The organism is Streptacidiphilus pinicola (genome assembly GCF_003258295.1).
GTDB classification, from domain to species: Bacteria; Actinomycetota; Actinomycetes; order Streptomycetales; family Streptomycetaceae; genus Streptacidiphilus; species Streptacidiphilus pinicola.
On the sequence record NZ_QKYN01000048.1, the window covers coordinates 13,960 to 40,404 of the forward strand.

Sequence of the window (26,445 nt, forward strand, 5' to 3'; positions counted from 1 at the left end):
GGCATGTCGCGGGCACCCCCCTCTCCTCGGGCGGGCGCCCGCGGCGTACGGTGGAAAGGCCGGAGAAGCTCCGAGCAGTGACAAGGGGCGGTGCAGCGGGATGACCAAGGCGAAGGCGATCCGGATCACCGGCGCACGCACGGGCCTGACCGAGGACGTGCGCGGCCGGCAGCGGCGCTACATGTTCTCCATGCTGGTCCGCACGGTCTGCGTGATACTCGCCGTCGTGCTCTGGCAGGAGTCGCGGATCGCGGCGATCGTCGCGCTGGTCGGCGGCACGATCATTCCCTACTTCGCCGTCGTCTTCGCCAACGCCGGCCGCGAGGGAGCGCCGAGGGCGCCCGAGTCCTTCTCCGTCGACTTCCGCCCACCGCCCGCGCTGGGCAGCGGCAGTTCCGACGGGGAGTCGAGCAGCGACGCGCACGCCTGATGCGCAGTCCTGACAGCGGGACTTGAGCTTGGCTCGCGTCGCGGCCCCTGAGCGAATTTGTTTGCTGGGATCACTGGCCAATGGCACATGCCTTCGTGCCATACTGCTGACGCGCTCCGCATCCCCCGTCGGAGCGACGGACCGATGCCGGGCGGCTCCCCCCGTGGCTGCCCGGCATCGCCTTTGCCCGGCCGCCGCTGCGGACCGGTGCGCAAGTAGGGTGGAGCCATGAGCTCCAACACCGCAGATCAGCCCGTCTGTTCGGCCAAGGGCTGCCGCGCCGCCGCCGTGTGGGTGCTGGCCTGGAACAACCCCAAGCTGCACACCCCCGACCGCCGCAAGACCTGGCTCGCCTGCGACGAGCACAAGGACCACCTGGCCCAGTTCCTCGACCTGCGCGACTTCCTCAAGGACGTCGTGACGCTGACCGACTGGCAGGCTGCCGAATCTCGGAAGGGCGAGGCCCAGGCAGGCTGACCGGCACGGGCGGCACGCTCTCGACCCGGCCACCCGGCCGCAGCAGCCGCCAGGCCAGCAGCGCCAGCACGCCCACTCCGGTGACCACGTAGGCGTCCCCCAGCAGCGTCTGCAGCGGGTTCCAGTGCAGTTCGCGGCCGTGGCCGATGGGCACGACGAAGAGCGACCAGCCGCTGAAGACCACGACCAGCGCCCCCAGCAGCAGGCGCGGCTCGCGGGCCGACGACCGCCCCACCTGACCGACCAGCAGGGCAGCCAAGGGCACCACGAAGACCCAGTGGTGACTCCACGATATGGGGCTGGCCAGCGCCCCGGCGCAGGCCGTGACCAGCACCGCCGCCAGCGCCTGCCCGCGCCGGTGCAGCCGGCGCGCCAGCAGCAGCGCCACCACCACGCAGACGGCGGCCCCGACGGCAGCGAGCGTGAAGGCCCAGCTCGCCTGCCCGGTGAGCCGCTGCAGCACCCCGTTCAGGGACTGGTTGCCGCCCCAGGCGTTCCCGGTCGCGTCGTCCCCGCCGAGCATGCCGCCGGTCAGGTAGTCGACGGTGTCGGTCGGCAGCAGGAGCGCGCCCAGCAGGTTGAGCACGAAGAACGTCCCGAGGGCGCGGGCGGCGTCCGCGCGTCGTCCGGTGACCAGCAGGTACGCGACGAAGATCAGCGGTGTCAGTTTGACGGCCGCGGCCAGCCCGATCAGCGTCCCGCCGAAGCGTGTGCGCGGCAGCAGGAGCGCGTCCGCGAGGACGAGCGCCAGGAGCAGGAGGTTCACCTGCCCGAGCGAGAACGACCGCCACACCGGCTCCAGCACGAACGCGCCCAACAGCGCGGCTGTCGCCGCGGGCGTCCAGGCGGCCCGAGCCCCCACCGCCCCGGTCCGCACGACGAACGCGAGCGCGAAGGTGGACGCCACGGCCATCGCGCCCCAGGCGAGCTGGAGCGGAAGCAGCGTCAGCGGCGTGAACAGGAGCGCCGCGACGGGTGGATACGTGAAGGGCAACTGCCGCACCTGCGACCAGTCGGGCAGGGTCGACAGCGGCTCGTACAACGGCTTGCCGTGCAGCACGGCCCACGCCCCGGCCCGGTACACGGCGTCGTCGAACCCCATCGGCCACCCGAACGCCCACCCCACGACGGCGACGACGCCGAACACCACGGCCACCCCGCCCGCCGGATGACGCACCGGCAACCTGACCAGTCCGGCACCCCGGCTCTCCTGCGACATGCGGGCTTCCCCCTGGGCTCGAATGGCACGTGCCACTCTATGCCCTCAGCCTTTCAGGCAATCGCACGATCGTTCACTTGCAGCACGTTAGGGGGCGCAGGGCTCCATCGATCTGCGGCTCTGCCGCGCGGGCGCGACCGGCGTCGGATTCGCTCCCGCCTGAAGCTGCAATGCGCGAGGGGCGCGGGGAACTGCGCGACAATCCCCCAGCCTTCGGCCGGGAGGTGCCCCCATCCCACGCAGGGTCAGCCCCGAGCGCAGGGCCATCCGCACGCCGGTGGTTACTCGCGCAGCTCCTGGCGCCCCCAAGGGGCGCTCAGCCGCCGATGGCGGACATGGGGCGGGAGGGTTGGTGGAAGGACGGGGCGTCGATGCCGGAGGGGGCGTCGACGCCGGCGGCAGCCTTCTTGCCCCACATGGCCTTGCGCCACAGCGCGGCGAGGTCCGCGTCGGTGGCGTCTGCGCGGAGCGCGGCGCGGAGGTCGGTCTCCGTCGTGGCGAACAGGCAGTCGCGGACCTGGCCGTCGGCCGTGAGCCGGGTGCGGTCGCAGGCGCGGCAGAACGGGCGGGTGACCGAGGCGATGACGCCGACCCGCGCGGGGCCGCCGTCGACGAGCCAGCTCTCGGCGGGGGCGGCGCCTCGCGTCGCACTCGGCTCGGGGGTGAGGGTGAACCGCGCGCCCAGCCGCGCGAGGATCTCCTCTGCGGTGATCATGTTGGCGCGTACCCAGCCGTGCTGCGCGTCCAACGGCATCTGCTCGATGAACCGCAGCTCGTAGCCGCGCTCCAGCGACCACTCCAGCAGGTCCGCGGCCTCGTGGTCGTTGACGCCGCGCATCAGCACCGCGTTCAGCTTGACCGGCCGCAGGCCGGCCCCCTCCGCCGCGGCGACGCCCGCGAGGACGTCGTCGAGACGGTCGCGGCGCGAGAGCGTGCGGAAGGTCTCCGGGTCGAGGGTGTCCAGGGAGACGTTGACCCGGTCCAGCCCGGCGGCGGCCAGCGCGGACGCGGTGCGGGCCAGGCCGATGCCGTTGGTGGTCAGCGACAGCTCGGGCCGGGGTTCGAGCCGCGCGCACGCGGCGACGATGCCGACCAGGCCGGGCCGCAGCAGCGGCTCGCCGCCGGTGAAACGGACCTCGCGGACGCCGAGGTCCCGCACGGCGATCCGGACCAGCCGGACGATCTCCTCGTCCGTCAGCAGGGTGTCCTTGGCCAGCCACTGCATGCCCTCCTCGGGCATGCAGTAGGTGCAGCGCAGGTTGCACCGGTCGGTCAGCGAGACACGCAGGTCCACCGCGCGGCGCCCGTAGGTGTCGAGCAGTCCCGTCTCGACCGTGGTCACGATGCACTCCGCCTTCCGCTTGTTTCAACCCCCAGCCTAGTGCCCGCCTCGGACAGCGCGGCCAAGCCGATCACGCCATGGACGGCAAGGCGTGTCCATGTTGGGCTTCTCACCGGTGGGGCCTATTCCAACCCTCGTTTGGATCTTGCAACCATGACACCCATGGCAACCACACCCGCGCCGCTGGACGGCGTGCTCGTGGCCGACTTCAGCCGCGTGCTGGCCGGCCCCCTGGCCGCCGCGACGCTCGCGGACCTGGGCGCGACCGTGGTCAAGGTCGAGCGGCCCGGGGCCGGTGACGACACCCGCGCCTGGGGTCCGCCGTTCGTCGACGGGACCGCCGCCTACTTCGACTGCGCCAACCGCTCCAAGCGCGGCGTCACGCTGGACCTCGGCGATCCGGGCGACGCCGCGCTGGCGCGCGAGCTCGCCGCCCGCGCGGACGTGCTGATCGAGAACTTCAAGCCGGGCTCCCTCGCGCGTTACGGCCTGGACCAGGCGTCCGCGCTGGCCGCGAACCCGGGGCTGGTCTACTGCTCGGTGACCGGCTTCGGCACCGGCAGCGCGCTGCCGGGATACGACTTCGTGGTGCAGGCCATCGGCGGCCTGATGAGCATCACCGGCCCGGCCGACGGCGAGCCGCACAAGGTCGGCGTCGCGCTGGTGGACGTGCTGACGGCCAAGGACGCGGTGGCCGCGATCCTCGCCGCGCTGCTGCACCGCGACCGCACCGGCCAGGGGCAGCACGTCGAGGTGAACCTGCTGGCCAGCCTGCTCGGCTCGCTGGCCAACCAGGCCTCGTCGTACCTGGCCACCGGCCGCGCGCCTGGCCGGATGGGCAACCAGCACCCGAGTATCGCCCCCTACGAGACGCTGCACTGCGGTTCCGACAGCGGCGGCGAGGGCGGCGCCGAACTCCTCGCGGTGGCCTGCGGCAACGACGGGCAGTTCCGCGCGCTGGCCAGGACCCTCGGCGTCCCAGGTCTGGCCGAGGATCCGCGCTGGGCGACCAACAGCGAGCGGGTGCGCAACCGCGCCGAGCTGGTCGTGGTGCTGGAGGCGGCGCTGGCCGCCCACGGCGCGGCCGAGTGGCAGGCGCTGCTGACCGCGGCCGGCGTGCCGTGCGGGCCCGTCAACGACCTGGCCGGCGCGTTCGCGCTGGCGACGGAGCTGGGCCTGGACCCGGTCACGCAGGTCGGCCCCGGCCGGGTGCCGCAGGTGCGCAGCCCGCTGACCTTGACCGCCACGCCGGTCCGGCCGCCCGTCGCGCCGCCCCGGCTCGGCGAGCACGACGAGGCCGTGCGCGCCTGGCTCGCCGGCCCGGCCACCGAACAGTTCCCAGCTGGGACCCAGCCTGATAAGGATGGCGCATGAGCACCGCACTCGACCCCCGTGACCCGCTCGGCTTCGACGACCTGCTGAGCGAGGAGGACATCGCCGTCCGCGACACCGTCCGCGCCTGGTGCGCGGACAAGGTGCTGCCGCACATCGCCGACTGGTACGAGGCGGGCGAGCTGCCCACCGTCCGCGAGCTGGCCCGTGAGCTCGGCTCGATCGGCGCGCTCGGCATGCACCTGCACGGCTACGGCTGCGCGGGCGCGACGGCCGTGCAGTACGGCCTGGCCTGTCTGGAGCTGGAGGCCGCCGACTCGGGCCTGCGCTCGCTGGTCTCGGTGCAGGGCTCGCTGGCGATGTACGCGATCCACCGCTGGGGCTCGGAGGAGCAGAAGCAGCAGTGGCTGCCCGGTATGGCGGCCGGCGAGATCATCGGCTGCTTCGGCCTGACCGAGCCGGACCACGGCTCCGACCCGGCCTCGATGCGCACCTCCGCCAAGCGCGACGGCGGGGACTGGGTGCTGAACGGCCGCAAGATGTGGATCACCAACGGCACGGTGGCCGGCGTCGCGGTGGTCTGGGCGCAGACCGACGAGGGCATCCGTGGCTTCGTGGTGCCGACCGACACCCCGGGCTTCTCGGCGCCGGAGATCAAGCACAAGGGGTCGCTGCGCGCGTCGGTCACCGCCGAGCTCGTGCTGGACAACGTACGGCTGCCCGCCGACGCGGTCTTCCCCGAGGTCCGCGGTCTCAAGGGCCCGCTGTCCTGCCTCAACCAGGCCCGCTACGGCATCGTCTGGGGCTCGCTGGGCGCGGCCCGCAGCTGCCTGGAGACGGCGCGCGAGTACAGCCTGACCCGCGAGCAGTTCGGCAGGCCGATCGGCGGCTTCCAGCTCACCCAGGCCAAGCTCGCCGACATGTCGCTGGAGCTCAACAAGGGCCTGCTGCTCGCCTGGCACCTGGGCAACCGGATGGACGCCGGCACGCTCCGCCCGGAGCAGGTCAGCTACGGCAAGCTCAACAACGTCCGCGAGTCCATCGAGATCGCCCGCACCGCGCGCACGATCCTGGGCGCCAACGGCATCAGCTACGAGTACCCGATCATGCGCCACGCCAACAACCTGGAGTCGGTGCTGACCTACGAGGGCACCGTCGAGATGCACCAGCTGGTCATCGGCAAGGTGCTGACCGGCCAGGACGCGTTCCGGTAAATCCTCTGCCGCATCGCGACGGTTTTTCTCCCCGCGGCTGGTCTTGATGTGTGAGAGCACTCGACCAGCCGCAGGGAGCGAACGATGTCCACCCAGAAGCAGACCGCCGTCGTCACCGGTGCCAGCCGGGGCTTCGGCCGCGCCATCGCCGCCGCGCTCGTCGCGAACGGCGCCACGGTGTTCGGGATCGCCCGGAACGGAGCCGACCTCGAGGCCGTGCGCGAGGAGCTCGGCGACGGTTTCGTGCCGGTCGTCGGGGACGCCACCGACGAGCAGCTCGCCGAACGGCTGCTGGCCGAGCACCGCCCCGGGCTGGTGGTGCTCAACGCCGGTGCCACGCCGCACCTCGGCCCGGTGCACGAGCAGACCTGGGAGTCCTTCAGCACCAACTGGGGCGTCGACGCCCGGCAGGCCTTCGTGTGGACGCGCGCGGTGCTGGTGCAGCCGCTCGCACCCGGCAGCGTGGTGGTGGAGATGTCCAGCGGCGCCGCCCTGAACGGCTCCCCGCTCAGCGGCGGCTACGCCGCCGCGAAGGCGGCGGTCCGCTACCTCAGCGGCTACGCCGCCGACGAGTCGGCGCGCGCCGGGCTCGGGATCCGCTTCGTGGCGCTGCTGCCGCAGTTGTCGCCGACGGGCATCGGCTCGCTCGGCGTCGACGGCTACTCCGCCCGGGCCGGGATCGACCGGGAGACCTTCCTCGCCCGGATGCAGCCGGTGGTGACGCCGGAGCTGGTCGCCAAGGCGGTGCTGGAGGTCGTCGCGGACCCGGAGTCCGCGCCGGAGTACGTGGTGACCGGTGCGGGCGTGAAGCCGCTGGACCGCTGAGCCGACGGCTACCGTGGAGACCATGGTCTCGGACCTCGAGTTCGCCACGCTGACCGAGCCGTTCCGGCCGGAGCTGCTGGCGCACTGCTACCGGATGCTCGGCTCGGTCCACGACGCCGAGGATCTGGTGCAGGAGACGTACCTGCGCGCGTGGCGCGGCTTCGACCGCTTCGAGGGCCGGTCCTCCGTACGCCGGTGGCTGTACAAGATCGCGACCATGGCCTGCCTGACCGCGCTCGAGACACGCGCCCGGCGGCCACTCCCGTCCGGCCTCGGCGCGCCGGAGACGGACCATCAGGTCACCGTCGCGGCGCGGCAGCCGGAGGTGCCGTGGCTGGAGCCCGCGCCGGACGTGATGTTCAGCGCGGGCGGGGACGACCCGGCGGTGGTGGTGGCCGCGCGCAGCGGCGTGCGGCTGGCGTTCATCGCGGCGCTGCAGTTCCTCTCGGCGCGGCAGCGGGCTGTGCTGACGCTCCGTGACGTGCTGGCGTTCCGCACCGCCGAGGTCGCCGGGATGCTCGACACCACGACGGCGGCCGTCGACAGCACGCTGCGCCGGGCCCGCGCCGCGATGTCGGAGGCGGGCGCCGTCCCGGAGCAGCTCGCCGAGCCGGACGCGGTCGGACAGCGCAAACTGCTCGACGACTACGTCGACGCCTTCACCCGCGCCGACGCCGACGCGCTCGTTCGCCTGCTGCGCGCCGACGTCGAGCTGGAGATGCCGCCCACACCGACCTGGTTCACCGGCAGGGACGCCGTCCTCGGCTTCCTCGCCTCCCGCGTGCTCCACCCGGGCCGGTGGCGGTTGGAACCCGCCCGCGCCAACGGCCAGCCGGCCGTCGTCATCCACGCCCGCACCGACGCGGGCGGCTACCGCCCGTACGGCGCCCAGGTCCTGACGCTGACGGAGACCGGCGTCGCCCGCATCACGTCCTTCAACGACCCGCGCCTGGTCCCCCTGTTCACCCCCGCCTGACTCCCGCCGGTAGGCCCAGAGCAGGGCCTCAGCCGGACGAGGGGGCGGCTGAGGCCCGGGCGTCGGGGGGCGGGGTCAGAAGGTGATCTTCACCTTGAGCGCCGTGCGCTCGTCCATCGCCTTGTAGCCGTCCGGGACGCCGTCCAGAGGGACCGCGGCGTCGAAGACCGGGGAAGGGTCGATGGCACCGGAGAGGACGTCCGCCAGGAGCTCGGGGATGTAGGCGCGGGCCGGGGCGACGCCGCCGCGGAGGGAGACGTTGCGGTCGAACATCTGGCCGATGTCGACGCCCGCGCTGCCGCCGTGCGGGACGCCGACGTAACCGACCGCGCCGCCGTCGCGGGCGACGGCGATGGCGGTCTTCATGGACTGCTCGGTGCCGACCGCCTCCAGGACCGCGTGCGCACCCAGACCGCCCGTCAGTTCGCGCACCGCCTCGACCGCCTCCTCACCGCGGGCCGCGACGACGTCCGTGGCGCCGAAGGTACGGGCGATCGCGGTGCGGGCCTCGTGGCGGCCCAGGGCGATGATCCGCTCCGCGCCCAGCCGCTTCGCGGCCAGGACGCCGCACAGGCCCACCGCGCCGTCGCCGACGACGGCGACCGTCGCACCCGGCCGGACCCCCGCGGCGCGCGCCGCGTGGTGACCGGTCGACATGACGTCGGAGAGCGCCAGCATCGCGGTCAGCAGCCGCGGGTCCGACTGGGCGTCAGCCGGGAGCTGGACCAGCGTGCCGTCGGCGAAGGGGACGCGGACGGCCTCGCCCTGGCCGCCGTCGGAGCCCGGGGTGCCCCAGAAACCGCCGTGCGGGCACGAAGTCTGCAGACCCTCGGCGCAGAACTCGCAGACGCCGTCCGACCAGACGAACGGGGCGACCACCAGGTCGCCCGGCTTGACGGTCGTCACGTCAGCGCCGACCGACTCGACCACGCCCAGGAACTCATGCCCGATCCGCTGACCCTTCTCGCGCGCGGCGACACCGCGGTAGGCCCACAGGTCGCTGCCGCAGATGCAGGCGAGGACCGTGCGGACCACCGCGTCGGTGGACTTCCGCACGACCGGGTCGGGGACCTCCTCCACGCGGATGTCGTTCGGTCCGTGGATCACTGTGGCGCGCATGTGCTCGTCTCTCTCTGGTGCCGGCCGGTCAGGCGCTGTCGGCCTCCCACCGTATTGTGTTCCACCGTGCTTCCTGGAACTGACATCGATACGTGGCCCGCGGACTACCCGGATGCGGGGTGGGCCGTGGTCGACGTGGAGACCACGGGCCTGGGCCGGACGGACCGCGTCATCTCCGTCGGTGTCTACCAACTCGACCCGCGCGGCGAGGTCCAGGACCACTGGTACACGACCGTCAACCCGGAGCGCGATCCCGGCCCGGTCTGGATCCACGGGCTGACCAGCGACGTGCTGGAGGGCGCGCCGACCTTTCCGGGCGTGGCCGAGGAGTTGAGCCGGCGGCTGACGGGGCGGGTGCTGGTCGCCCACAACGCCCTGTTCGACTGGTCGATGATCTCGCGTGAGTACGCGCGGATGAGCGACCGGGCGCCGATCGAGCAGCGGCTCTGCACCATCGTGCTCTCCCGCGATCTCGGGTTGCCGCTGCCCAACCACAAACTCGGCACCCTGGCCGCCCACTTCGGCGTCGAGACGCGCCGCGCGCACCACGCGCTGGACGACGCGCGGGTGCTGGCGGAGATCTTCCGGCCGAGTCTGCGGCTGGCCGCCGAGGCGGGGCTGCGGCTGCCGCTGGTGCCGTGCGTGCAGATAAGCGATCTGGGCCTGGCCGAGGAGGCCCGCGCCGCCCGGCCCGCTATCCCCGGGCAGGCGGGCCCGGCGCAGACAACCCGGCGCGCCGGCCTGTGGGGCGGCTACCGTCCGGCCAAGAGGCGCCCCGCCTGCCCCTACCCGAACCCGGGCCGCTGGGAGCAGGACGGTCCGCTGGTCCAGGGCATGCGGGTGGCGATCACCGGCGACACCGCGACCGACCGCGAGGTGCTGGAGGACCGGCTGACCGAGGCCGGGCTGCACGTGGCCTCCTCTGTGAGCAGGCTCACCAGCCTGCTGGTCACCAACGACCCGGACGGCTGGTCCACCAAGGCGCGCAAGGCCCGCGAGGTCGGCACGCCGACCGTGGACGAGGCCGCCTTCCTGCAGCTGCTCCAGGACGTCGCCCCCCAGGACGGACCCCGGGGCCGGGAGCGCCGGTGAGCGGAGGTACCGTCTCAGGGTGTTCCGCATCCTGCTCACCCGGCGCTGGGTGGTGCTCACCCTGGTCTTCCTGGCCGTCATCCCGGTGATGATCTGGCTGGGCCAGTGGCAGTACCACCGCTACCAGCAGACCAACCGCAACAACGCCATGATCAACGGCAACCTGAGTGCGGCGGCGGTGCCCATGGAGGCGCTGTCGAAGCCGGGCGCCACGATCCCGGTGAGCGAGATGTACCGGACCGTCACCGCGCGCGGGCACTTCGACCCGGCGCACCAGTTCGTGGTGCGGCACCGCACCGACGCCTCCGGCGACAACATCGGCTTCTACCTGGTCACCCCGCTGATCCAGGACGACGGCAAGGCCGTGCTGGTCAACCGCGGCTGGATCTCCCCCGGCAACACCATGGGCGCCCAGTTCCCGGCCGTGCCCTCCACGCCGTCCGGCGAGATCACCGTCACCGGGCGGCTGCGCCCCGACGAGACCACCGCGCTGACCGGGATCCGGAACCCCGGCGGCATGCCGGACCGGCAGTTCATGCTGATCAACAGCGGTGAGCAGCAGCGGCGCGTCGGCGAGCCGCTGCTGGCCGGCTATCTGGAGCTGACCGGCTCCTCCCCCGCGCTGCCCTCCTCCGGGCAGGCCGAGCAGGTGCCGAACCCGAACGACAACCAGTCCGACAGCATGGCCGTGGTCGGCAAGGGCGTGCACCTGCCCTACGCCATCCAGTGGTGGGTCTTCGCCGCGCTGATCCCCGTCGCCTGGTGGTTCCTGTTCCGACGCGAGATCAAGCTGGCCCGAAAGGCCTGACTTCGCGGGCCGGGACCGGCAGGATGGTCGGCATGCCTGGACGCATCGAGGACTACGCGCTGATCGGTGACCTGCAGACCGCCGCCATGGTCGGCCGGGACGGATCGATCGACTGGCTCTGCCTGCCGCGCTTCGACTCCCCCAGCTGCTTCGCCGCCCTGCTGGGCGGCGACGAACACGGCCACTGGCGGCTCGCCCCCGCCTCCGACGGAGAGGCGCCGTTCCGCTCCTACGTGGGCGACAGCCTGGTGCTGCAGACCGAGTGGACCACCGCCACCGGCAGTGTCCGGGTCATCGACTTCATGCCACAGCGCGACCGCACACCTGACGTGATGCGCATCGTCGAGGGCATCAGCGGCTCGGTGGACATGATCGGCGAGCTGCGGCTGCGGTTCGACTACGCACGGATCATCCCGTGGATGCGCCGCACCAACCACCACCGCATCGCCATCGCCGGCCCCGACGCGATCTGGCTGCGCTGCGGGGAGGGCGTGCACACCTACGGACGCGACTTCGCCACCTACTCCGAGTTCACCGTCCACGCGGGCGAGCGGATCCCGTTCGTACTGAGCTGGACACCCTCGCACCACAAGAGCGCTCCGCGGCAGGACGCCGAGAAGTCGCTGCAGGCGACTCTGGACGACTGGCAGCGCTGGTCCGACCGCTGCGGGTCCGGCCTCGCCGAGCAGGACCAGGAGGCGGCGCGGCGCTCACTGATCACCCTGAAGGCGCTCACCTACGAGCCCACCGGCGGCATCGTCGCCGCCGCGACGGCGGGCCTGCCCGAGCAGATCGGCGGCGGGCGCAACTGGGACTACCGCTTCTGCTGGCTGCGCGACTCCACGATGACCCTCTCCGCGCTGCTCAACGCCGGCTACCGGGACGAGGCCGTGGCCTGGTACCACTGGCTGCTGCGCGCTATCGCGGGCGACCCGGCCGACCTGCAGACCATGTACGGGGTCGGCGGCGAGCGGCGGCTCCCGGAGCAGGTGGCCGACTGGCTCCCCGGCTACGAGGGCTCGCACCCCGTCCGGTTCGGCAACGCCGCCGTCGACCAGCTCCAACTCGACGTCTACGGCGAGGTGGTGGACACCCTCTACCTGGCCCACCAGCACGGCATCACGATAGAGCAGCACGTCTGGCGGCTCCTGCAGAACCTGCTGGAGTTCCTGGAGGAGCACTGGTCCGACCCGGACGAGGGCCTGTGGGAGGTGCGCGGTCCGCGCCGTCACTTCGTCCACTCCAAGATCATGTGCTGGGTGGCCTTCGACCGGGCGGTCAAGCTCGCCGAGGAGACCGGCATGGCCGGGCCCGTCGAGCGCTGGCGCGAACTGCGCGACATCATCCACGGCGACGTCTGCGCGCGCGGCGTGGACCACAAGCGCGGCGTGTTCACCCAGTACTACGGCGGCGCCGCGCTGGACGCGTCGACCCTCTTCGCCGTCAAGACCGGCTTCCTGGCCCCCGACGACCCGCGCGTCGCCGCCACGGTCGACGCCATCCAGCAGGAGCTCGACCACGACGGCTACATCCTGCGGTACTCCACCCCCACCGGCGAGGCGGACACCGACGCGGTGGACGGCCTCGAAGGCTCCGAGGGCGCGTTCCTCGCCTGCTCCTACTGGCTGTGCGACGCGCTGATCGCCATCGGCCGCGTCGACGAGGCCCGCGCCCTCTTCAACCGCCTGCGGGGCCTGGCCAACGACGTCGGCCTGATCTCGGAGGAGTGGGACCCACTGGCGGGCCGTCAGCTCGGCAACACGCCCCAGGCGTTCACCCACGTCGCCCTCGTCAACACCGCGTTCCAACTCGCGCGCACGGAAGGCTGAACCACACGCACATGGATCTGGGACTCGCCGGACGCGTCTACGTCGTCACCGCCGCCACCCGTGGCCTGGGCTTCGCGAGCGCGCGCGAGCTGGTCACCGACGGCGCGCGCGTCGTGGTCACTGGCCGCAGCAAGGAATCCGTCTCCGAGGCCGTCGCCGCGCTCGGCGGCGACGAACGGGTGGAGGGCGTCGTCGCCGACAACGCCGCCGAGGACACCGCGGAACGCGTGGTCGGCGCGGCGCTCGCCCGCTTCGGGCGCCTCGACGGCGTCCTCATCAGCGTCGGCGGCCCCGCGGCCGGCACGGCGCTGGCCACGCCGGAGTCGGCGTGGCGCGAGGGCTTCGAGTCGGTCTTCCTCGGCGCGCTCCGGATCGCCCGCGCGGCGGCGGACGTCCTGGAGGAGGGCGGGGCGATCGGCTTCGTCCTCTCCGGTTCCGCCCGCGAACCGATTCCCGGCCTGGCCGTCTCCAACGGCCTGCGGCCGGGCCTGGCGATGACGGCCAAGACGCTGGCCAACGAGCTGGGTCCGGAGGGCATCCGCGTCTTCGGTCTGCTGCCCGCCCGCATCGAGACCGAGCGCGTCGCCCACCTCGACTCCCTCTCCCCCGACCCGGCAGGGTCCCGCGCCGCCCACGAAGCCGCGATCCCGCTCCGCCGCTACGGCCGCCCGGACGAGTTCGGCAAGGTCGCCGCCTTCACCCTCTCCCCGGCCGCGAGCTACCTCACCGGCGTCATGATCCCGGTGGACGGCGGCGCCCTCCACGGCCTGTAGGCCCGCCCACGGCTGAGCCGTGGTGATCACCCCTTCCGTCACCACGCGGGTGCGTGACAGGATCGTCCGCGAACGGGCCGGGGGCGGGGGTTGGGGACAGGTGGGTGGTTTCGCGGGGTTCGTGGTGCTGCGCTTGCGGGCGCATCGGCTGCTCGTCGCCGCCGCGGCCGTCAGTATTCTCGTGACGACCTGCGTGCTGGCCACGCTCGCGGGCTTCGCGTCCGGCGTGGCCGACGCCGGGGCGCGGCGGGTGCTGGCGACCACGGACGCGGCGGCCACGCCGCTGCTGTTGACCCGTCACGCCGGCTACGCCGACCGCGCCGGGAGCGACCGGGACGCACGGCGCCTCGCCGCGACCGCGCTGCCGGGGCTGCCGCTGGAGATCCGCAGTCTCGCGCTCTCCGACGGCCTCGCCCTGCCGGGCGGCACCACCGCGAACCCCGACGTGACCAGCCTGGCGACGCTGGACCGGGGCAAGCTCGAGCTCCTGCAGGGCAGCTGGCCCACCGACGCCGTCCCGGGCGGGCCGGTCCCGATCGCCGTGCCGGAGGCCGCGGTCTCGCGGCTGCTGCTCGGCCTCCCGGCCGGCACGCGCAGCGTGACCGGCGGGCGGCTCACCCTCACCGACCAGATCAGCAAGGCCCCGCTCCCGGTGCTGATCTCCGGCGTCTACCGGGCCGCGAACCCGGCCGACCCCTACTGGCAGCTGGACGCGCTCGGCGGCCAGGGCTTCCAGCGGGCCGCCGGCGGCGGCCACGGCGGGGCCGGCTACGGGCCGATGCTGACGACCGACGCCGCCTTCGCGGGCGGCGCGGTGACGCAGTCCCAGCTGAGCTGGCAGGCCGTGCCCGGCACCGACCGCCTGCGCGCCGCCGACCTCGGCGCGCTCGCCGCGGCCGACCGGGCCGCGACCGCGCGGATCAACCAGCAGGGCACCTACCAGGCCGTCAGCAACCTGCCGCCCGTGCTCGACCAGCTCCGTCAGAGCATCCTCGTCGCCCGCTCCACGCTGCTGGTCGTGGTGCTGCAACTGGTGCTGCTCACCGCGATGACGCTGCTGCTGGCGGCCCGGCTGCTCACCGAGGAGCGCGAGGCCGAGAACGCGCTGCTGCAGGCGCGCGGCGCCGCGCCGCAGCGGATCGTGCGGCTGGCCGCCACCGAGGCGCTGCTGCTGGCGCTGCCCGCCGCCGTGCTCGCGCCGCTGCTGGCGCAGCCGCTGATCCGGCTGCTGGGCGCGTTCGGCCCGCTCTCCTCGGCCGGGGTGCGGCTGGACGGGCCGCTGCCTGCCGCCGGTTGGTGGACGGCGCTGGTCACCGCGCTCGGCTGTGCCGCCGTCGTGGTGGTGCCGGCGCTGGCGCGGGCCCGCAGGGCGCGGGAGTCGCGGCGGCCGACGCGCGGGGCGCGCGCCGCGCTGCCCTCCGTGCTGCGCGGCGGCGCGGACTTCGCCCTGGTCGCCCTCGCCGTCGCGGCCTACGTGCAGCTGCGCCACTACGCCGGCGCTCCCCAGGGCCCGACCGGCTCGCTCGGCGTCGACCCGGTGCTGGTCGCCGCCCCCGCTCTGGCGCTGGCCGCCGGAACGGTGCTGACGCTGCGGCTGCTGCCCGTCGTGGCACGGATCGGCGAGCGCCTGGCGACCCGCGGCCGGTCGCTGCCCGGCGCACTCGCGGCCTGGCAGCTGTCCCGGCGCGCGCACCGCAGCGCCGGTCCGGTGCTCGCGCTCGCCCTGGCCGCGGCCATCGGCACCCTGTCGATCGGACTGAACGTCAGCTGGGGGCGGTCCCAGCGGGACCAGGCCGCGTTCGACACCGGCGGGGACATCCGGGTGGCCGCGCTGCACGTCCCCGCGTTCGGGCAGGGCGGTCTGCTGGCCGCGCTGCCGGGCGTCGCGGCGGCGGTCCCCGTCAACCGGCAGCAGCTCAGCCTGGCGGGCGGGCGCATCGGCGAACTGCTCGCCCTCGACACCCGGGCCGAGGCCGGCCGGCTGCCGCTGCGCGCCGATCTCGCCGACCGCTCCGCCGAGCGGCTGCTCGGCCCGCTGGCCGACCCGCCCGCCCCGGCCGCGCAGCGGGGTGTCCCGCTGCCCGGCCGCCCCACCACGCTCGACGTGGACGTGCGGCTCTCGGTCTCCGGCCTGGGGCCGGGGCAGACCCTGACGCCGCAACAGGTCGGCGTCACCGTCGAGGTGACGGACCGCTTCGGGGTGACCGCCGGGCTCGACACCCGATCCGTTCCGCCCGACGACGCCACCCACCACCTGGTGTTCGACCTGCGCGCCGCCGCCGGCACCGGCACGCCCGCCTACCCGCTGACCGTCACCAGGATCGACCTGGCCCGGCCCGTGGCTCTCGCCCCGCGCGCCGCCGACCGGCAGCCGCACCCGCAGCTCACCGCCGCCTTCACCCTCGCCGGGGACGGCGTCACGGCGACCGCCCCCGCCGGACTCGGCTGGAGCAACCGCACCCAGGACAGCGCCGCCAAGGACCACGACTCCACGTACCAGCCCGGAGGTCCGGTCACCGCGCAGCCCTCGGGCCCGGCCGCGCTGACCGCGCGGATGAAGCTCGGCACCTTCTTCGACCAGACCGCCGGCGGCTCCTTCGGCCAGGCGGCGCCGGACGTGGAGAGCTCCTTCACCCCCGCCGGGCCGGCCTCGCTGCCGCCGCTCGCCGCCGTGGCCGACCAGCGCTTCCTCGACAGCAACCACGCCCGGGTCGGCTCGGTGCTCACGCTGAACGAGGCCGGCGGCGGCCTGGTGGTGCGGATCACGGGCGTGGTGCGGCAGTTGCCCGGCACCGGCGCGGCGGCCGAGCAGGGCCTGAACGGGCAGACGCTGAACACCGGCGCCGGCTTCGGCGCGACCGACCCGAACGACGACGGCGGCGCCGTGCTCGTCGACCTGCCCTCCTACGTGCAACGGCTCGACCGCCCCGACACGGCCATCGCCAACGCCTCGGCCCCGCCGGTGGAGTGGTGGCTCGCCGCCACCCCGAACGGCCGCGCCCGGGCCGACGCCGCCCTCGCGGCCGACGGCGACGTCGCCGTCTTCTACGACCGCGCCGCCGTGGCCGCGTCCGCCGCGCACGACCCGATCGGCAGCGGGCCGCAGTCCGCCCTGCTGGCGGGGATGGTGCTCGCGGTGGTCCTCGCCGCGGTCGGCTTCGCCGCCAACGCCTCGGGCACCGTACGGGCGCGGGCGGGCGAGTTCGCGGTGCTGCGCGCCCTCGGCATGAGCCGACGACGGATGGCCCGCGCGACCGCCGCCGAGCTGACCCTGCCGATCGTGCTGGGCGTCGGCGTCGGCCTGCTGCTGGGCGAGGCGATCACGCGGCTGGTGGTGCCGCTGCTGGTGCTGACCCCGCAGGCCACCACGCCGGTACCGGGGGTGCTGGTGGAGATCCCGGTGCTGCCGGTGGCCGGGCTGCTCACCGCCGTCGCCGCCGTCCCGCTGCTGTGCGCGGTCCTCGCCGGGTTCCGCGGCGGCGACCCCTCCCGCCGTCCGCGCACGCCCGAGGAGAGCTGATGTCGCGTCGGAACCGCGTCCCCTGGGTGCGCACCCGGATCGCCCACCTGCCCGGCATCGCCTCGGCCGTCGTGCTGCTGACCCTGGTCACCGGCTTCCTCGCCGCCGCGCTGCCGCTGCAGCTGGACCGCTACCAGGACCGGGCGCTGGCCGCCGAGCTGGCGGGCGCCGGGCTGACCGGCCAGAGCGTCCGGATCGGCGGCAACGCGGTCAACACCCTGCAGAGCGAGCAGACCTGGGAGTTCGCCACGCCGGGCGCGCTCGCGGAGGCCCAGGACGCGCTGCGCGGCGCGCTGGGGGCACCGCTGACCCTGGACCGCGAGGCCGAGACGGCCGGCCTGCACACCCTCGTCGTGGGCGACCCCCTGCCGCTGAGCGGTCTGGCGCTCAGCGGTCCCGGTGTGGCCGCCGGGCCGCAGTCCCCACGGATCGACCTGGTCTGGCAGCCGGACCCGCACCACGAGGTGCGGCTGGTCCAGGGCCGGATGCCGGCCGACACCGCGCCCACCCGCGGCCCCGACGCGCCCGACGGCACGCCCGGCGCGCCGTCCGGACCATTCGAGATCGCGGTCAGCGACAGCACCGCCACCCGGTTCGGGCTGCGCCTGGGCGGGCTCTACCAGCTGGGTCCCGCCGCGCAGGCCCGGCTCGTCGGGGTCTACCACGTCGACCGGCCCCAGGACCCGTACTGGAACACCGGCGACCGCCTCGACGCACCCACGACGCTCAGCGTCACCCCGCCGCACACCGCCGACACCATCGACTACCCCTACGCCGACGCGCTCACCTCCCGCGGCGGCGCCCTGGTGATGCGTTGGCTCGGGCCCACCGAGGCGTACTGGTGGTACCCGCTGCGCGCGGGCAGCCTGAAGGCGTACCAGATCGGGGCGGCCCGGCAGGAGTTGGCCTCGGTCACCAACGGCGGGACGGCCACCTGGATCTACCAGCAGTGGCACGCGGGACTGAGCGCCACCACGAGGCTGGACCCGCTGCTCGCCTCCTACGACGCCGAGCGCGGGGCCCTGGCCCCGCTCACCACCGTCGGGGTGGCGGGCACGGCCGGGGTCGGCGCGGTCGTCCTGCTGATGCTGCTCGGCCTCGCCGCCGAACGCCGCCGCGAGGAACTGCGCCTGCTCCGCGCCCGCGGTGCCTCCCTGCCCGGGCTGTGGGCGCGGCTCTTCGCCGAGTCGGCCCTCTACGCCGGGGTCGGCACGGCGCTCGGCGCGGGCGCCGCACTGCTGCTGCTCCCCAGCGGGCGGCACCGCGCCGCCCTGGCCGCCGCGGCGCTGGTCTGGCTCGCGGCCGCGCTGGCCCACCCGGTCCGGCTGCTCGCCGGCCACCGCAGGGTGCAGCCGCGCGGCCGGGCCGAGGACGTCCTGTCCGCCCGCCCCTCGCGCCGCCGCACGGTCGCCGAGCTCACCGTGCTGGCGGCCACCCTCGCCGCGGCCCTGGTCCTGCGCGGCCGCGGCACCGACCCTGCGGGCGGGGTCGATCCGATGGTCACTCTGGCGCCGCTGCTGCTCGGTCTGTCCGGCGCGATCCTGCTGGTGCGTCTCTACCCGCTGCCGGTGCGCCTGCTCTCACTGCCCTCGCGACGCCGCGACGGAGCGATCGCGTTCCTGGGCCTGGCCCGCGCGGGCCGCGGCTCCGCCTCGGCGGCGCTGCTGCCACTGCTGGCCATGCTGCTCGCGCTGACCGTCGGCGCCTTCGGCGGCTCCGTGCTGTCGGGCGTGCAGCAGGCCCGGGAGACGGGCGCGCTCAGCCTGGTCGGCGCCGACGCACGGGTGAGCACCGACAGCACCGACCTGGACCCCTCGCTCGTCCGGGCCGTCGGCCGGCTGCCGGGGGTCCGGTCCGTGGAGCCGGTCCTCGTGCAGCGCGACCTCGCGCTCGGGGAGACCGCGCGCTTCGACATCCTCGGGGTCCGGCCCGACTCCTACGCCGCGCTGGCGCGGCGCGTCGGCCGGGGCGGCTTCGACGCCGCGCAGTTGCGCTGGGACGGGCACGGCCCGCTGCCGGCTCTCGCCTCCCCCGCCGTCGCCGCCTTCTTCGGCGGCGCGGTCCAGAGCATCGACAGCGACTACGGCCCGCTCCAGGTGCGGGTGGTGGCCACGATCAGCGCGACCCCCGCGCAGGGGACCAATGACTTCGTCGTGTTGCCGGCCGCGCCGCTGCTCGCCGCCGAGCAGGCCCACAACGGATTCGTGAACGGTCCGCGCGTCCTGTTGCTCAGCGGTTCCGTGGACGGCCGCGCCCTGCGCGCCGTCGTCGCCCGCGCACCCGGCGCGAGCGCGGTCGACACCGCGGTACTCACCGAGCAGCGCGCCCGGCTCGCCGGGTCGCCGCTGCAGGCGGGTGCGACCGGTATCTATCTGGCCTCGGTGGTGGCCACCGGGCTGCTCTGCCTGCTGGCCGTGCTGCTGTCGCTGCTGGAGGCCTCGCCGGAACGCTCCCGGCTGCTGGCCCGGCTGCGCACCATGGGTCTCACGACCCGTCAGGGCTACGCGCTGATCCTGACCGAGTCGCTGCCGCCGGTGCTGCTGGCGGCCGTGGCCGGGACCCTGCTCGGGCTGCTGACCGTCCCGGTGCTGGGCTCCGCCGTGGACCTCGGCGCGCTCTCCGGCACCGCCTCGCTGTCGGGCGTCGGCATCAGCCGGGGCCTGCGGGTGGAGGCGCTGCCGCTGCTGGGCCCGGGTGTGCTGCTGCTGGTCCTCGCCGCGGTGGTCGTCGCCGCCGAGGCCGCGTTGATCGGACGGCGCCAGATCGGCGCCCAGTTGAGGGTTGGAGACGCGACATGACCCCTTCCCCCGCCTCTTCCCCGACCTTCGAGGAGCTGCGGGCCCGCTCGGCGGCGGCGCAGGACGGGCCCGCCTACGGCGAGGGCTCGGTCATCGCCTGCGACCGGTTGGTGCGCATCTTCTCCGCCGAGGGCGTCGAGGTGCAGGCCCTGCAGGGCCTGGACCTGACGGTCGCCCACGGCGAGCTGATGGCGATCGTCGGCGCGTCCGGCTCCGGCAAGTCCACGCTGCTGCAGATCCTGGCGGGCCTGGACGTCCCCACCGCGGGGCGCTCCGTCGTCGCCGGGAACGACCTGCTCACCCTGGACGCCAAGGCCCGGCTGCGGTACCGGCGGGAGGTGGTCGGCTTCGTCTGGCAGCAGACGGCCCGCAATCTGCTGCCCTTCCTGACGGCACGCCAGAACGTGCTGCTGCCCATGCAGCTGGCCGGCTTCCGGGCCCGCAGGGCGCGCGCCGAGCGCGCGGACTCGCTGCTGGAGCTGCTGGGCGTCGCCGAGTGCCGCGACCGCCGCCCGGCGGAGCTGTCCGGCGGCCAGCAGCAGCGCGTCGCGATCGCGACGGCCCTGGCCAACCAGCCCTCGGTGCTGCTCGCCGACGAGCCCACCGGTGAGCTGGACTCCGAGACCGCCGCCCAGATCTTCGAGGCGTTCCGCTCGGTCAACTCCGAGCTGTCCACCACCGTCGTCATCGTCACCCACGACCCGATGGTGGCCGGCGAGGTGCGCCGCACCGTCGCCATCCGCGACGGCCGCGCCGCCTCCGAGGTGCTGCGCCGCCTCGCCACCGACGCCGACGGCCAGGAATCGGTGGAGGAGCGCGAGTACGCCATGCTCGACCGCGCCGGCCGCGTCCAGCTCCCCCGCCCGTTCCTGGAGGCCCTCGCCATGGAACACCGCGTCGGCCTCACCCTCGAACCGGACCACATCGCCGTCCGCCCCGAGGGTTAGGGCCTCTCTTGCCGCTACTCGGCGATGCCCGCCAGGTCGCGCAGGCGGCGCAGCTGGGCGGCGCGTTCGGCGGCGCGCTGCTCCTCGAGGGTGCGGGCGCCGGCGCCCGCCAGCAGTGCCTTGGTCTCGATCACCGCGTCGCGCGGCGAGGCCAGCAGCGCGGCGGCGAGGTCGGACGCGGCGGCGTGCAGCTCCTCGCCGGGGACGACCAGGTTGGCGAGACCGATGCGCGCGGCCTCGTCCGCGTGGACCCAGCGGCCGGTCGCGCAGATCTCCAGCGCGCGGGCCGGGCCGACCAGGTCGACCAGGGGCTTGGTGCCGGTCAGGTCGGGGACCAGGCCGAGCGCGGTCTCCTTCATCGCGAACTGGACGTCCTCGGCGACGACGCGCAGGTCGCAGGAGAGGGCGAGCTGGAAGCCCGCGCCGACCGCGTGGCCCTGGACCGCGGCGACGGTGACCAGGTCGGGGCGGCGCCACCAGAGGAAGCCCTCCTGGTACTCGGCGATGACCGCGTCGCCGTTCGGGCCCTTGGCGATCTCGATGAACGAGAGCTCCCCGGGGATGCCCTCGGGGGTGAACGCCTGGCGGTTGAGGCCGGCGGAGAAGGAGACGCCCTCGGCGCGCAGCACGACGACGCGCACGGTGCCGGGCAGCGCGCTGCCGATCGCGGCCAGTGCGCGCCACAGGGCGGGCGACTGCGCGTTGCGGCGCTCGGGACGGCACAGCGTCACCGTGGCGAGCTGGCCCTCGACCTCGAGGCGGACGCCCGCCTCGGCCCAGTCGTCAACAGGCCAGTCGTGAGCGTGGTCAGTCACAGGTTCCTCCGGCAGTCGCGCGAACGTAGCTACCGAAGAGTAACAACGTCGGCGGAGCCGATCCATAGCCGCAGCGCGACGAACGACGGCCAGGGGGAGGAGACCCGGACCGCCGTTGCGTCAGGAACAGATGTCGCGCCGGGAACGACGTCAGCCGGCCGCCGCGGTCGCCTTCGCCTTGCCGCGCGTGGCCCCGCCGCGACCGCGGAGGGACACGCCGGACTCGCTGAGCATGCGGTGGACGAAGCCGTAGGAACGACCCGTCTCCTCCGCGAGCGCGCGGATACTCGCACCGGAGTCGTACTTCTTCTTGAGCTCGGTCGCGAGCTTCTCCCGTGCGGCACCAGTCACCCGGCTGCCCTTTTTCAGAGTCTCGGCCACCCGTGCCTCCTCGTAGCAGTGCTCTGTCGGAATCCCATGATCACCCATGGGGGGCTCCATGGCCACCCATTCGACAAGGTCGATACCGGGATTCCCGCACCCAAGTGGAGTCGCCGCGCGCACGGGGAGCGCACAGGATCTACCCTCACGCCCCCGGCCACAGCGGGCCCGCCAGCCGAAATTGCTGATCAGCAGCGGTAATTGGGGATTGCCGAAGATTGCGGATTCCACGGAATCCGAGCACTGCCCAGCGGCGGAAGATGCAACTGTCGATATGAGGTCTTCTGGGCCAGATGCATGATCCCTCGCCTAGCCGAACAGTTCCGACTAGGCGTTTTGCTGCTGATAATTCACGCAAGCGACACGAGGTCGGCGTAACCCTGGTTCCAGAGGTCCTCGACACCGTCCGGAAGCAGAATGATCCGCTCGGGCTCGAGCGCCTCCACGGCGCCCTCGTCGTGGGTGACCAGCACGACCGCGCCCTCGAAGGAGTGCAGCGCACCGAGGATCTCCTCACGGCTGGCCGGGTCGAGGTTGTTGGTCGGCTCGTCCAGCAGCAGCACGTTCGCGCTGGAGCAGACGAGCGTGGCGAGCGCCAGGCGGGTCTTCTCGCCACCGGAGAGCACGCCGGCCGGCTTGTCCACGTCGTCGCCGCTGAAGAGGAAGGAGCCGAGGATCTTGCGGATCTCGACCAGGTCCATGTCCGGCGCGGCCGAGCGCATGTTCTCCAGGATCGTGCGGTCCGCGTCCAGGGTCTCGTGCTCCTGGGCGTAGTAGCCGATCTTCAGGCCGTGGCCGGGGACGACCTGACCGGTGTCCGGCTGCTCCACGCCCGCGAGCATGCGCAGCAGCGTGGTCTTGCCGGCGCCGTTGAGACCGAGCACGACCACGCGGGAGCCCTTGTCGATGGCCAGGTCGACGTCGGTGAAGATCTCCAGCGAGCCGTAGGACTTCGACAGACCCTCGGCCGTCAGCGGCGTCTTGCCGCAGGGCGCCGGGGTGGGGAAGCGCAGTTTGGCGACGCGGTCGTTCTGGCGCACCGCCTCCAGGCCGGAGAGCAGCTTCTCGGCGCGGCGCGCCATGTTCTGCGCGGCGACGGTCTTGGTGGCCTTGGCGCGCATCTTGTCGGCCTGCGAGTTGAGCTGCGAGGCCTTCTTCTCGGCGTTGGCCCGCTCGCGCTTGCGGCGCTTCTCGTCCGCCTCGCGCTGCTGCAGGTAGAGCCGCCAGCCCATGTTGTAGACGTCGATGCAGGTGCGGTTGGCGTCCAGGTAGAAGACCTTGTTGACGACCTCGTCGACCAGGTTGATGTCGTGGGAGATGACGATGAAGCCGCCCTTGTAGGACTTCAGGTAGTCCCGCAGCCACAGGATCGAGTCGGCGTCGAGGTGGTTGGTCGGCTCGTCCAGCAGCAGCGTGTCGGAGTCCGAGAAGAGGATCCGGGCGAGCTCGACGCGGCGGCGCTGACCGCCGGAAAGGGTGTGCAGCGGCTGGCCCAGCACGCGGTCCGGCAGGCCCAGGCTGGCGGCGATGGTGGCGGCCTCGGCCTCGGCCGCGTAGCCGCCCTTGGTGAGGAACTCGGTCTCCAGCCGCGAGTACTTCTTCATGGCCTGCTCGCGGGTGGCGCCCTTGCCGTTCGCCATCTTGTCCTCGTTGATGCGCATCTTGCGCAGCACCTCGTCGAGGCCACGGGCCGAGAGCACGCGGTCACGGGCGAGCACGTCGAGGTCGCCGGTGCGGGGGTCCTGCGGCAGGTATCCGATCTCGCCGCCGCGGGTCACCGTGCCGCCGGCCGGCTGGCCCTCGCCGGCGAGCACCTTGGTCAGCGTCGTCTTGCCCGCGCCGTTGCGGCCGACCAGACCGATGCGGTCGCCGGGGGCGACGCGGAAGGTCGCCGACTCGATCAGGATCCGCGCGCCCGCGCGCAGCTCGATGTCGTTGGCGACGATCATGGCGAAACCACTCCCGGGACGGTGTGCGAGGGTGCGCCAGTTCGCGCAACAAGCCTCCAGTCTAACGGGCCGCGCAAACGCATTCCCGGGCCGGACGGCCGGTCACCGGGTCCACCACGGCGGACCGCCCCGCCGGAACGGCGAGGACGTCGACGTCCCCCGCCGCCGTCGCCGCCATCCGCACGGGCGCCACCGCGGGCCGCTGCCAGCGGCGGCCGTCCAGGTCGAAGCCCTCCAGCTCGGTCCGTCCGGCGCCGTCGGCGCAGTCGCGCCGGGCCAGCACCCAGCCGCCCACGTGCACGGGCCCGGCTGGGCCGGAGTCGCGGAAGAAGCAGCCGGCGGCGATGGAGGGGAGGGTCGAGGTGCGCAGGGTGCCGTCGCCGGTGTTGTAGGTCATCACCACGTCCCGGGTCAGCACCAGGAACGACGCTCCGCCCGTGCCGAGGGGCACCAGCAGCAGGGGCGTCCGCGCCCCCACCCCCGGCACATAGCGGTGCCACCGCACGGCCGCGGGCTCCGGCTCCATGCCGGTCAGCATCCCGTCGTCCCAGACGGCGACCGTGGTCGCCCCCACCGGCACCAGCCGCAGCGGCCGGTGCCCGTCCCTGCGGTAGCTCCAGGCGACGGCGCGGGTCCGCACGTCGTAGCCCTCCACGGCGGCGGCCGCGATCCGCAGCGCCCCGGCCCCGGCCTCGGCGTCCTGCACCACCGCCACCGAGTCCCCGAACGGCGCCGCCCGCTCCGCCCGCGCCGCCACCCCGACCAGCCCGAGCCCCGCGAGCAGCACAGCCGTGACCAGAACCCGTAGCGAGACGCGGCGACGCATGCAGGCCACCGTAAGGGCTGCGCCCCGCTCCCCGGCGACACCCCGCACTCGTGTCGCGACGCGGGGCCCTCAGGCGCGCGGCTGGTAGATGATGAGGCCGGCGCCGACGAGGCAGACCCCGGCGCCGACGAAGTCCCAGACGCTGGGCCGGAAGCCGTCGACGAGGACGCCCCAGGCGAGGGAGCCCGCGACGAAGACGCCGCCGTAGGCGGCGAGGACGCGGCCGAAGTGGGAGTCGGGCTGGGCGGCGGCGACGAAGCCGTAGGCGCCGAGGGCGAGGACGCCGCCGAGGGCGAGCAGCCAGCTCCGGTGCTCGCGCACCGCCTGCCAGATCAGCCAGCAGCCGCCGATCTCGGCGATCGCGGCGAGGACGAAGAGCAGGACGGAACGAGTGACGGCCACAGGGCAGAGGTTATGCGACCTGCCGCGTGAGCTTGGCCTTCAGCACGCGCGCCCGCCCGCGGACCTCCTTGAGCCACGGCATCCGGCGCCGCGCGAACTCCTTCGCACGCTCCTCCGCCCGCGCCGCGCAGGCCGTGAGGACGACGGCGGGCGCCGAACCGAACAGCAGGCGCTCGTTGTGGGCCGGGTCGGGGCGCCAGCGCTGCTTGTAGGGCTCGTTGCCGCGCAGCAGGCTGAGCTCGTGGCGGCCGGTGCTCACCGCGTGGGCGAGGGACTCGCCGAAGAGCATGCCCGCGATGTCGAGGCGCTCCCGCGCCTCCGGGTGGACGCCGTAGACGTACAGGGCGACCATCCCGGTGCTCTGCAGCATCAGGTCGCAGGCGATCAGGCGGCCGTCGAGGCGGTACTCGCGCAGCTGCGCGCGATCGGTCGCGGCCATGCCGGTCGCGGCCGCGCGCAGGTGCGAGGCGAAGCGTCCCCGCATGTGCTCCGGCGTCGCGCCGCGGTCGCGCCACTGGAGCGCGTGCAGGGCGAGCATCCGGTCGACCGCCTCGGGGGCCTCCCACGGCGGGACGAGGCGGACGTCGATCCCGGCCGCGGCCAGCTTGCGGAGCTTGACCCTGGTGCGCTGCGCCGTGCGGCCGGGCAGGCGGATCAGCAGCTCCTCCATCGGGACGCCGGGCAGGTGCTGCACCAGGGACGCCGGGAGCCGGCGCGCGGTACGCGGCCAGTGGGTGTGCAGGACGTGGACCGCCGCGTCGGCGCGGACCTCCGGGAGGTCGAGGCGGGCGAACGGCCCGCGCAGCTCCGCGGCCAGCGCCGCGGCCAGCCGCCGCGCCGCCTCGTCCGCGAACTCCCGGTCCAGCAGTACGTCGTGGAAGTCGGTGATCTCCGCGCCCAGCGGTCGCAGGACCGCGCCGTCGCGGTAGAGGGGGGCGAGCGCGATCAGCCGTCCGTCGCGACGGACCGTCACCAGACGCAGCCGGCCCGGGCGGCCGTAGCTGTGCCACCAGGAGGCCAGCCAGGCGTGGCTCTGGAACGGCGTCGCGCCCGGACTGCGCTCCTGCAGGTCGTCCCACTCCCCCGCCAGGGCATCCAGCGCCCGCTCGTCGCGGAGCACGACGGTCTCGTACTGCGGCGCGGGCTCGGCGGGGCCACCGCCGGCCGCGTCGGAACGGACGGCCGTCGTCATGCGCCCTGCCCCGCGGTCTCGCGCTGCTGCTCCGGCACGGTCGCGGGGTCGACCGGCTCGGTCGCCGCGGCGACGGCCTCGGCCGTGGGCTCCGTCCGCGCGCCGGCGCCGCCCGCGCCGGGACGGGCCAGCAGCGCGAGGCTGCCCAGCAGCAGGCCGGCCGCGCCGCCGACGGCGAC

The 26,445-nt window shown here is 74.0% G+C and carries 22 protein-coding genes and 1 pseudogene; 13 read left to right on the forward strand and 10 right to left on the reverse strand.

All coding sequences use genetic code 11. The annotated features are described in order from the left end of the window. Nucleotides 1–100: 100 nt before the first annotated feature. Both DN069_RS13100 and DN069_RS13105 read left to right on the forward strand, forming a co-directional pair. Nucleotides 101–430 (forward strand): DUF3099 domain-containing protein, encoded by a 330-nt coding sequence (locus DN069_RS13100; protein ID WP_111501123.1) that lies wholly within the window; start codon nt 101–103, stop codon nt 428–430. A 228-nt stretch (nt 431–658) separates the two neighbouring features. After that, nucleotides 659–907 carry a hypothetical protein gene (locus DN069_RS13105; RefSeq protein WP_111501124.1) on the forward strand — a complete coding sequence of 83 codons (249 nt, stop codon included), beginning with the start codon at nt 659–661 and terminating at the stop codon, nt 905–907. Here DN069_RS13105 and DN069_RS13110 read toward each other — a convergent pair. Beyond that, nucleotides 837–2,126 carry a glycosyltransferase 87 family protein gene (locus tag DN069_RS13110; RefSeq protein WP_111501125.1) on the reverse strand — a complete coding sequence of 430 codons (1,290 nt, stop codon included), beginning with the start codon at nt 2,124–2,126 and terminating at the stop codon, nt 837–839. The two genes, DN069_RS13105 and DN069_RS13110, sit on opposite strands and share 71 nt — an antisense overlap. 316 nt (nt 2,127–2,442) lie before the next feature. Further along, on the reverse strand, nt 2,443–3,468 hold the full coding sequence (gene moaA, locus DN069_RS13115; RefSeq protein WP_111501126.1) for a GTP 3',8-cyclase MoaA: 1,026 nt from the start codon (nt 3,466–3,468) through the stop codon (nt 2,443–2,445). Between the two features lie 162 nt (nt 3,469–3,630). Here moaA and DN069_RS13120 point away from each other — a divergent pair, with 162 nt between their 5' ends. From DN069_RS13120 to DN069_RS13135, 4 genes are all read left to right on the forward strand, one after another. Next, nucleotides 3,631–4,842, forward strand: coding sequence for a CaiB/BaiF CoA transferase family protein (locus tag DN069_RS13120; RefSeq protein ID WP_111501127.1), 1,212 nt, complete (start codon nt 3,631–3,633; stop codon nt 4,840–4,842). After that, on the forward strand, nt 4,839–6,014 hold the full coding sequence (locus tag DN069_RS13125) for an acyl-CoA dehydrogenase family protein (protein WP_111501128.1): 1,176 nt from the start codon (nt 4,839–4,841) through the stop codon (nt 6,012–6,014). The genes DN069_RS13120 and DN069_RS13125 overlap by 4 nt, the downstream gene beginning before the upstream one ends. A gap of 84 nt (nt 6,015–6,098) precedes the next feature. Next, entirely contained in the window at nt 6,099–6,839 is a 741-nt protein-coding gene (locus tag DN069_RS13130; protein ID WP_111501129.1) for an SDR family oxidoreductase, read from the forward strand. A 22-nt stretch (nt 6,840–6,861) separates the two neighbouring features. Next, on the forward strand, nt 6,862–7,815 hold the full coding sequence (locus DN069_RS13135; RefSeq protein WP_111501130.1) for a sigma-70 family RNA polymerase sigma factor: 954 nt from the start codon (nt 6,862–6,864) through the stop codon (nt 7,813–7,815). 75 nt (nt 7,816–7,890) lie between these two features. Here the strand turns inward: DN069_RS13135 and DN069_RS13140 are convergent, their stop codons facing one another. Continuing rightward, complete coding sequence (locus DN069_RS13140; RefSeq protein ID WP_111501131.1) at nt 7,891–8,934, reverse strand: zinc-dependent alcohol dehydrogenase family protein; 1,044 nt, start codon at nt 8,932–8,934, stop codon at nt 7,891–7,893. A 66-nt stretch (nt 8,935–9,000) separates the two neighbouring features. Here DN069_RS13140 and DN069_RS13145 point away from each other — a divergent pair, with 66 nt between their 5' ends. Genes DN069_RS13145 through DN069_RS13175 form a run of 7 tightly spaced genes read left to right on the forward strand, consistent with a single transcriptional unit; the run spans nt 9,001 to nt 20,701 of the window. Further along, a complete protein-coding gene (locus tag DN069_RS13145) occupies nt 9,001–10,026 on the forward strand; it encodes a DEDDh family exonuclease (protein ID WP_111501132.1) in 1,026 nt (341 codons plus the stop codon). Between the two features lie 19 nt (nt 10,027–10,045). After that, nucleotides 10,046–10,834, forward strand: coding sequence for an SURF1 family cytochrome oxidase biogenesis protein (locus tag DN069_RS13150; RefSeq protein ID WP_243639163.1), 789 nt, complete (start codon nt 10,046–10,048; stop codon nt 10,832–10,834). Between the two features lie 32 nt (nt 10,835–10,866). Next, complete coding sequence (locus DN069_RS13155) at nt 10,867–12,663, forward strand: glycoside hydrolase family 15 protein (protein ID WP_111501133.1); 1,797 nt, start codon at nt 10,867–10,869, stop codon at nt 12,661–12,663. An 11-nt stretch (nt 12,664–12,674) separates the two neighbouring features. Next, complete coding sequence (locus DN069_RS13160) at nt 12,675–13,436, forward strand: SDR family oxidoreductase (RefSeq protein ID WP_111501134.1); 762 nt, start codon at nt 12,675–12,677, stop codon at nt 13,434–13,436. A gap of 19 nt (nt 13,437–13,455) precedes the next feature. Further along, complete coding sequence (locus tag DN069_RS13165) at nt 13,456–16,956, forward strand: FtsX-like permease family protein (RefSeq protein WP_133259905.1); 3,501 nt, start codon at nt 13,456–13,458, stop codon at nt 16,954–16,956. After that, nucleotides 16,956–19,754, forward strand: a complete 2,799-nt coding sequence (locus DN069_RS13170) for an FtsX-like permease family protein (protein WP_111501136.1) — start codon at nt 16,956–16,958, stop codon at nt 19,752–19,754. The genes DN069_RS13165 and DN069_RS13170 overlap by 1 nt, the downstream gene beginning before the upstream one ends. Beyond that, nucleotides 19,751–20,701, forward strand: a complete 951-nt coding sequence (locus DN069_RS13175; RefSeq protein ID WP_111501137.1) for an ABC transporter ATP-binding protein — start codon at nt 19,751–19,753, stop codon at nt 20,699–20,701. The genes DN069_RS13170 and DN069_RS13175 overlap by 4 nt, the downstream gene beginning before the upstream one ends. Before the next feature lie 14 nt (nt 20,702–20,715). Here the strand turns inward: DN069_RS13175 and DN069_RS13180 are convergent, their stop codons facing one another. The 7 genes and pseudogenes from DN069_RS13180 to DN069_RS40035 all read right to left on the reverse strand — a co-directional run. After that, complete coding sequence (locus tag DN069_RS13180; protein ID WP_243639164.1) at nt 20,716–21,516, reverse strand: enoyl-CoA hydratase/isomerase family protein; 801 nt, start codon at nt 21,514–21,516, stop codon at nt 20,716–20,718. A gap of 150 nt (nt 21,517–21,666) precedes the next feature. Beyond that, nucleotides 21,667–21,897: a helix-turn-helix domain-containing protein gene (locus DN069_RS13185; RefSeq protein ID WP_243639166.1), complete on the reverse strand. Its 231-nt coding sequence runs from the start codon at nt 21,895–21,897 to the stop codon at nt 21,667–21,669. A gap of 350 nt (nt 21,898–22,247) precedes the next feature. Further along, nucleotides 22,248–23,846 carry an ABC-F family ATP-binding cassette domain-containing protein gene (locus DN069_RS13190; protein WP_111501140.1) on the reverse strand — a complete coding sequence of 533 codons (1,599 nt, stop codon included), beginning with the start codon at nt 23,844–23,846 and terminating at the stop codon, nt 22,248–22,250. Nucleotides 23,847–23,907: 61 nt separating this feature from the next. Further along, on the reverse strand, nt 23,908–24,672 hold the full coding sequence (locus DN069_RS13195; protein ID WP_133259906.1) for a hypothetical protein: 765 nt from the start codon (nt 24,670–24,672) through the stop codon (nt 23,908–23,910). A gap of 69 nt (nt 24,673–24,741) precedes the next feature. Continuing rightward, nucleotides 24,742–25,074: a YnfA family protein gene (locus DN069_RS13200; RefSeq protein WP_111501142.1), complete on the reverse strand. Its 333-nt coding sequence runs from the start codon at nt 25,072–25,074 to the stop codon at nt 24,742–24,744. Between the two features lie 10 nt (nt 25,075–25,084). Continuing rightward, nucleotides 25,085–26,266, reverse strand: coding sequence for a GNAT family N-acetyltransferase (locus DN069_RS13205; RefSeq protein ID WP_111501143.1), 1,182 nt, complete (start codon nt 26,264–26,266; stop codon nt 25,085–25,087). Further along, a pseudogene (locus DN069_RS40035) lies at nt 26,263–26,445 on the reverse strand (hypothetical protein); the annotation flags it as partial. The pseudogene DN069_RS40035 and the gene DN069_RS13205, both read right to left, overlap by 4 nt.

What these genes read in the sequence shown, in the direction of transcription:
- DN069_RS13175 (WP_111501137.1), top strand. Translation starts at nt 19,751, where the DNA reads ATGACCCCTTCCCCCGCCTCTTCCCCGACCTTCGAGGAGCTGCGGGCC.
- DN069_RS13105 (WP_111501124.1), top strand. Translation starts at nt 659, where the DNA reads ATGAGCTCCAACACCGCAGATCAGCCCGTCTGTTCGGCCAAGGGCTGC.
- DN069_RS13170 (WP_111501136.1), top strand. Translation starts at nt 16,956, where the DNA reads ATGTCGCGTCGGAACCGCGTCCCCTGGGTGCGCACCCGGATCGCCCAC.
- DN069_RS13120 (WP_111501127.1), top strand. Translation starts at nt 3,631, where the DNA reads ATGGCAACCACACCCGCGCCGCTGGACGGCGTGCTCGTGGCCGACTTC.
- DN069_RS13195 (WP_133259906.1), bottom strand. Translation starts at nt 24,672, where the DNA reads ATGCGTCGCCGCGTCTCGCTACGGGTTCTGGTCACGGCTGTGCTGCTC.
- DN069_RS13110 (WP_111501125.1), bottom strand. Translation starts at nt 2,126, where the DNA reads ATGTCGCAGGAGAGCCGGGGTGCCGGACTGGTCAGGTTGCCGGTGCGT.
- DN069_RS13205 (WP_111501143.1), bottom strand. Translation starts at nt 26,266, where the DNA reads ATGACGACGGCCGTCCGTTCCGACGCGGCCGGCGGTGGCCCCGCCGAG.
- DN069_RS13125 (WP_111501128.1), top strand. Translation starts at nt 4,839, where the DNA reads ATGAGCACCGCACTCGACCCCCGTGACCCGCTCGGCTTCGACGACCTG.
- DN069_RS13135 (WP_111501130.1), top strand. Translation starts at nt 6,862, where the DNA reads ATGGTCTCGGACCTCGAGTTCGCCACGCTGACCGAGCCGTTCCGGCCG.
- DN069_RS13160 (WP_111501134.1), top strand. Translation starts at nt 12,675, where the DNA reads ATGGATCTGGGACTCGCCGGACGCGTCTACGTCGTCACCGCCGCCACC.
- DN069_RS13130 (WP_111501129.1), top strand. Translation starts at nt 6,099, where the DNA reads ATGTCCACCCAGAAGCAGACCGCCGTCGTCACCGGTGCCAGCCGGGGC.
- DN069_RS13155 (WP_111501133.1), top strand. Translation starts at nt 10,867, where the DNA reads ATGCCTGGACGCATCGAGGACTACGCGCTGATCGGTGACCTGCAGACC.
- DN069_RS13140 (WP_111501131.1), bottom strand. Translation starts at nt 8,934, where the DNA reads ATGCGCGCCACAGTGATCCACGGACCGAACGACATCCGCGTGGAGGAG.
- DN069_RS13190 (WP_111501140.1), bottom strand. Translation starts at nt 23,846, where the DNA reads ATGATCGTCGCCAACGACATCGAGCTGCGCGCGGGCGCGCGGATCCTG.
- DN069_RS13100 (WP_111501123.1), top strand. Translation starts at nt 101, where the DNA reads ATGACCAAGGCGAAGGCGATCCGGATCACCGGCGCACGCACGGGCCTG.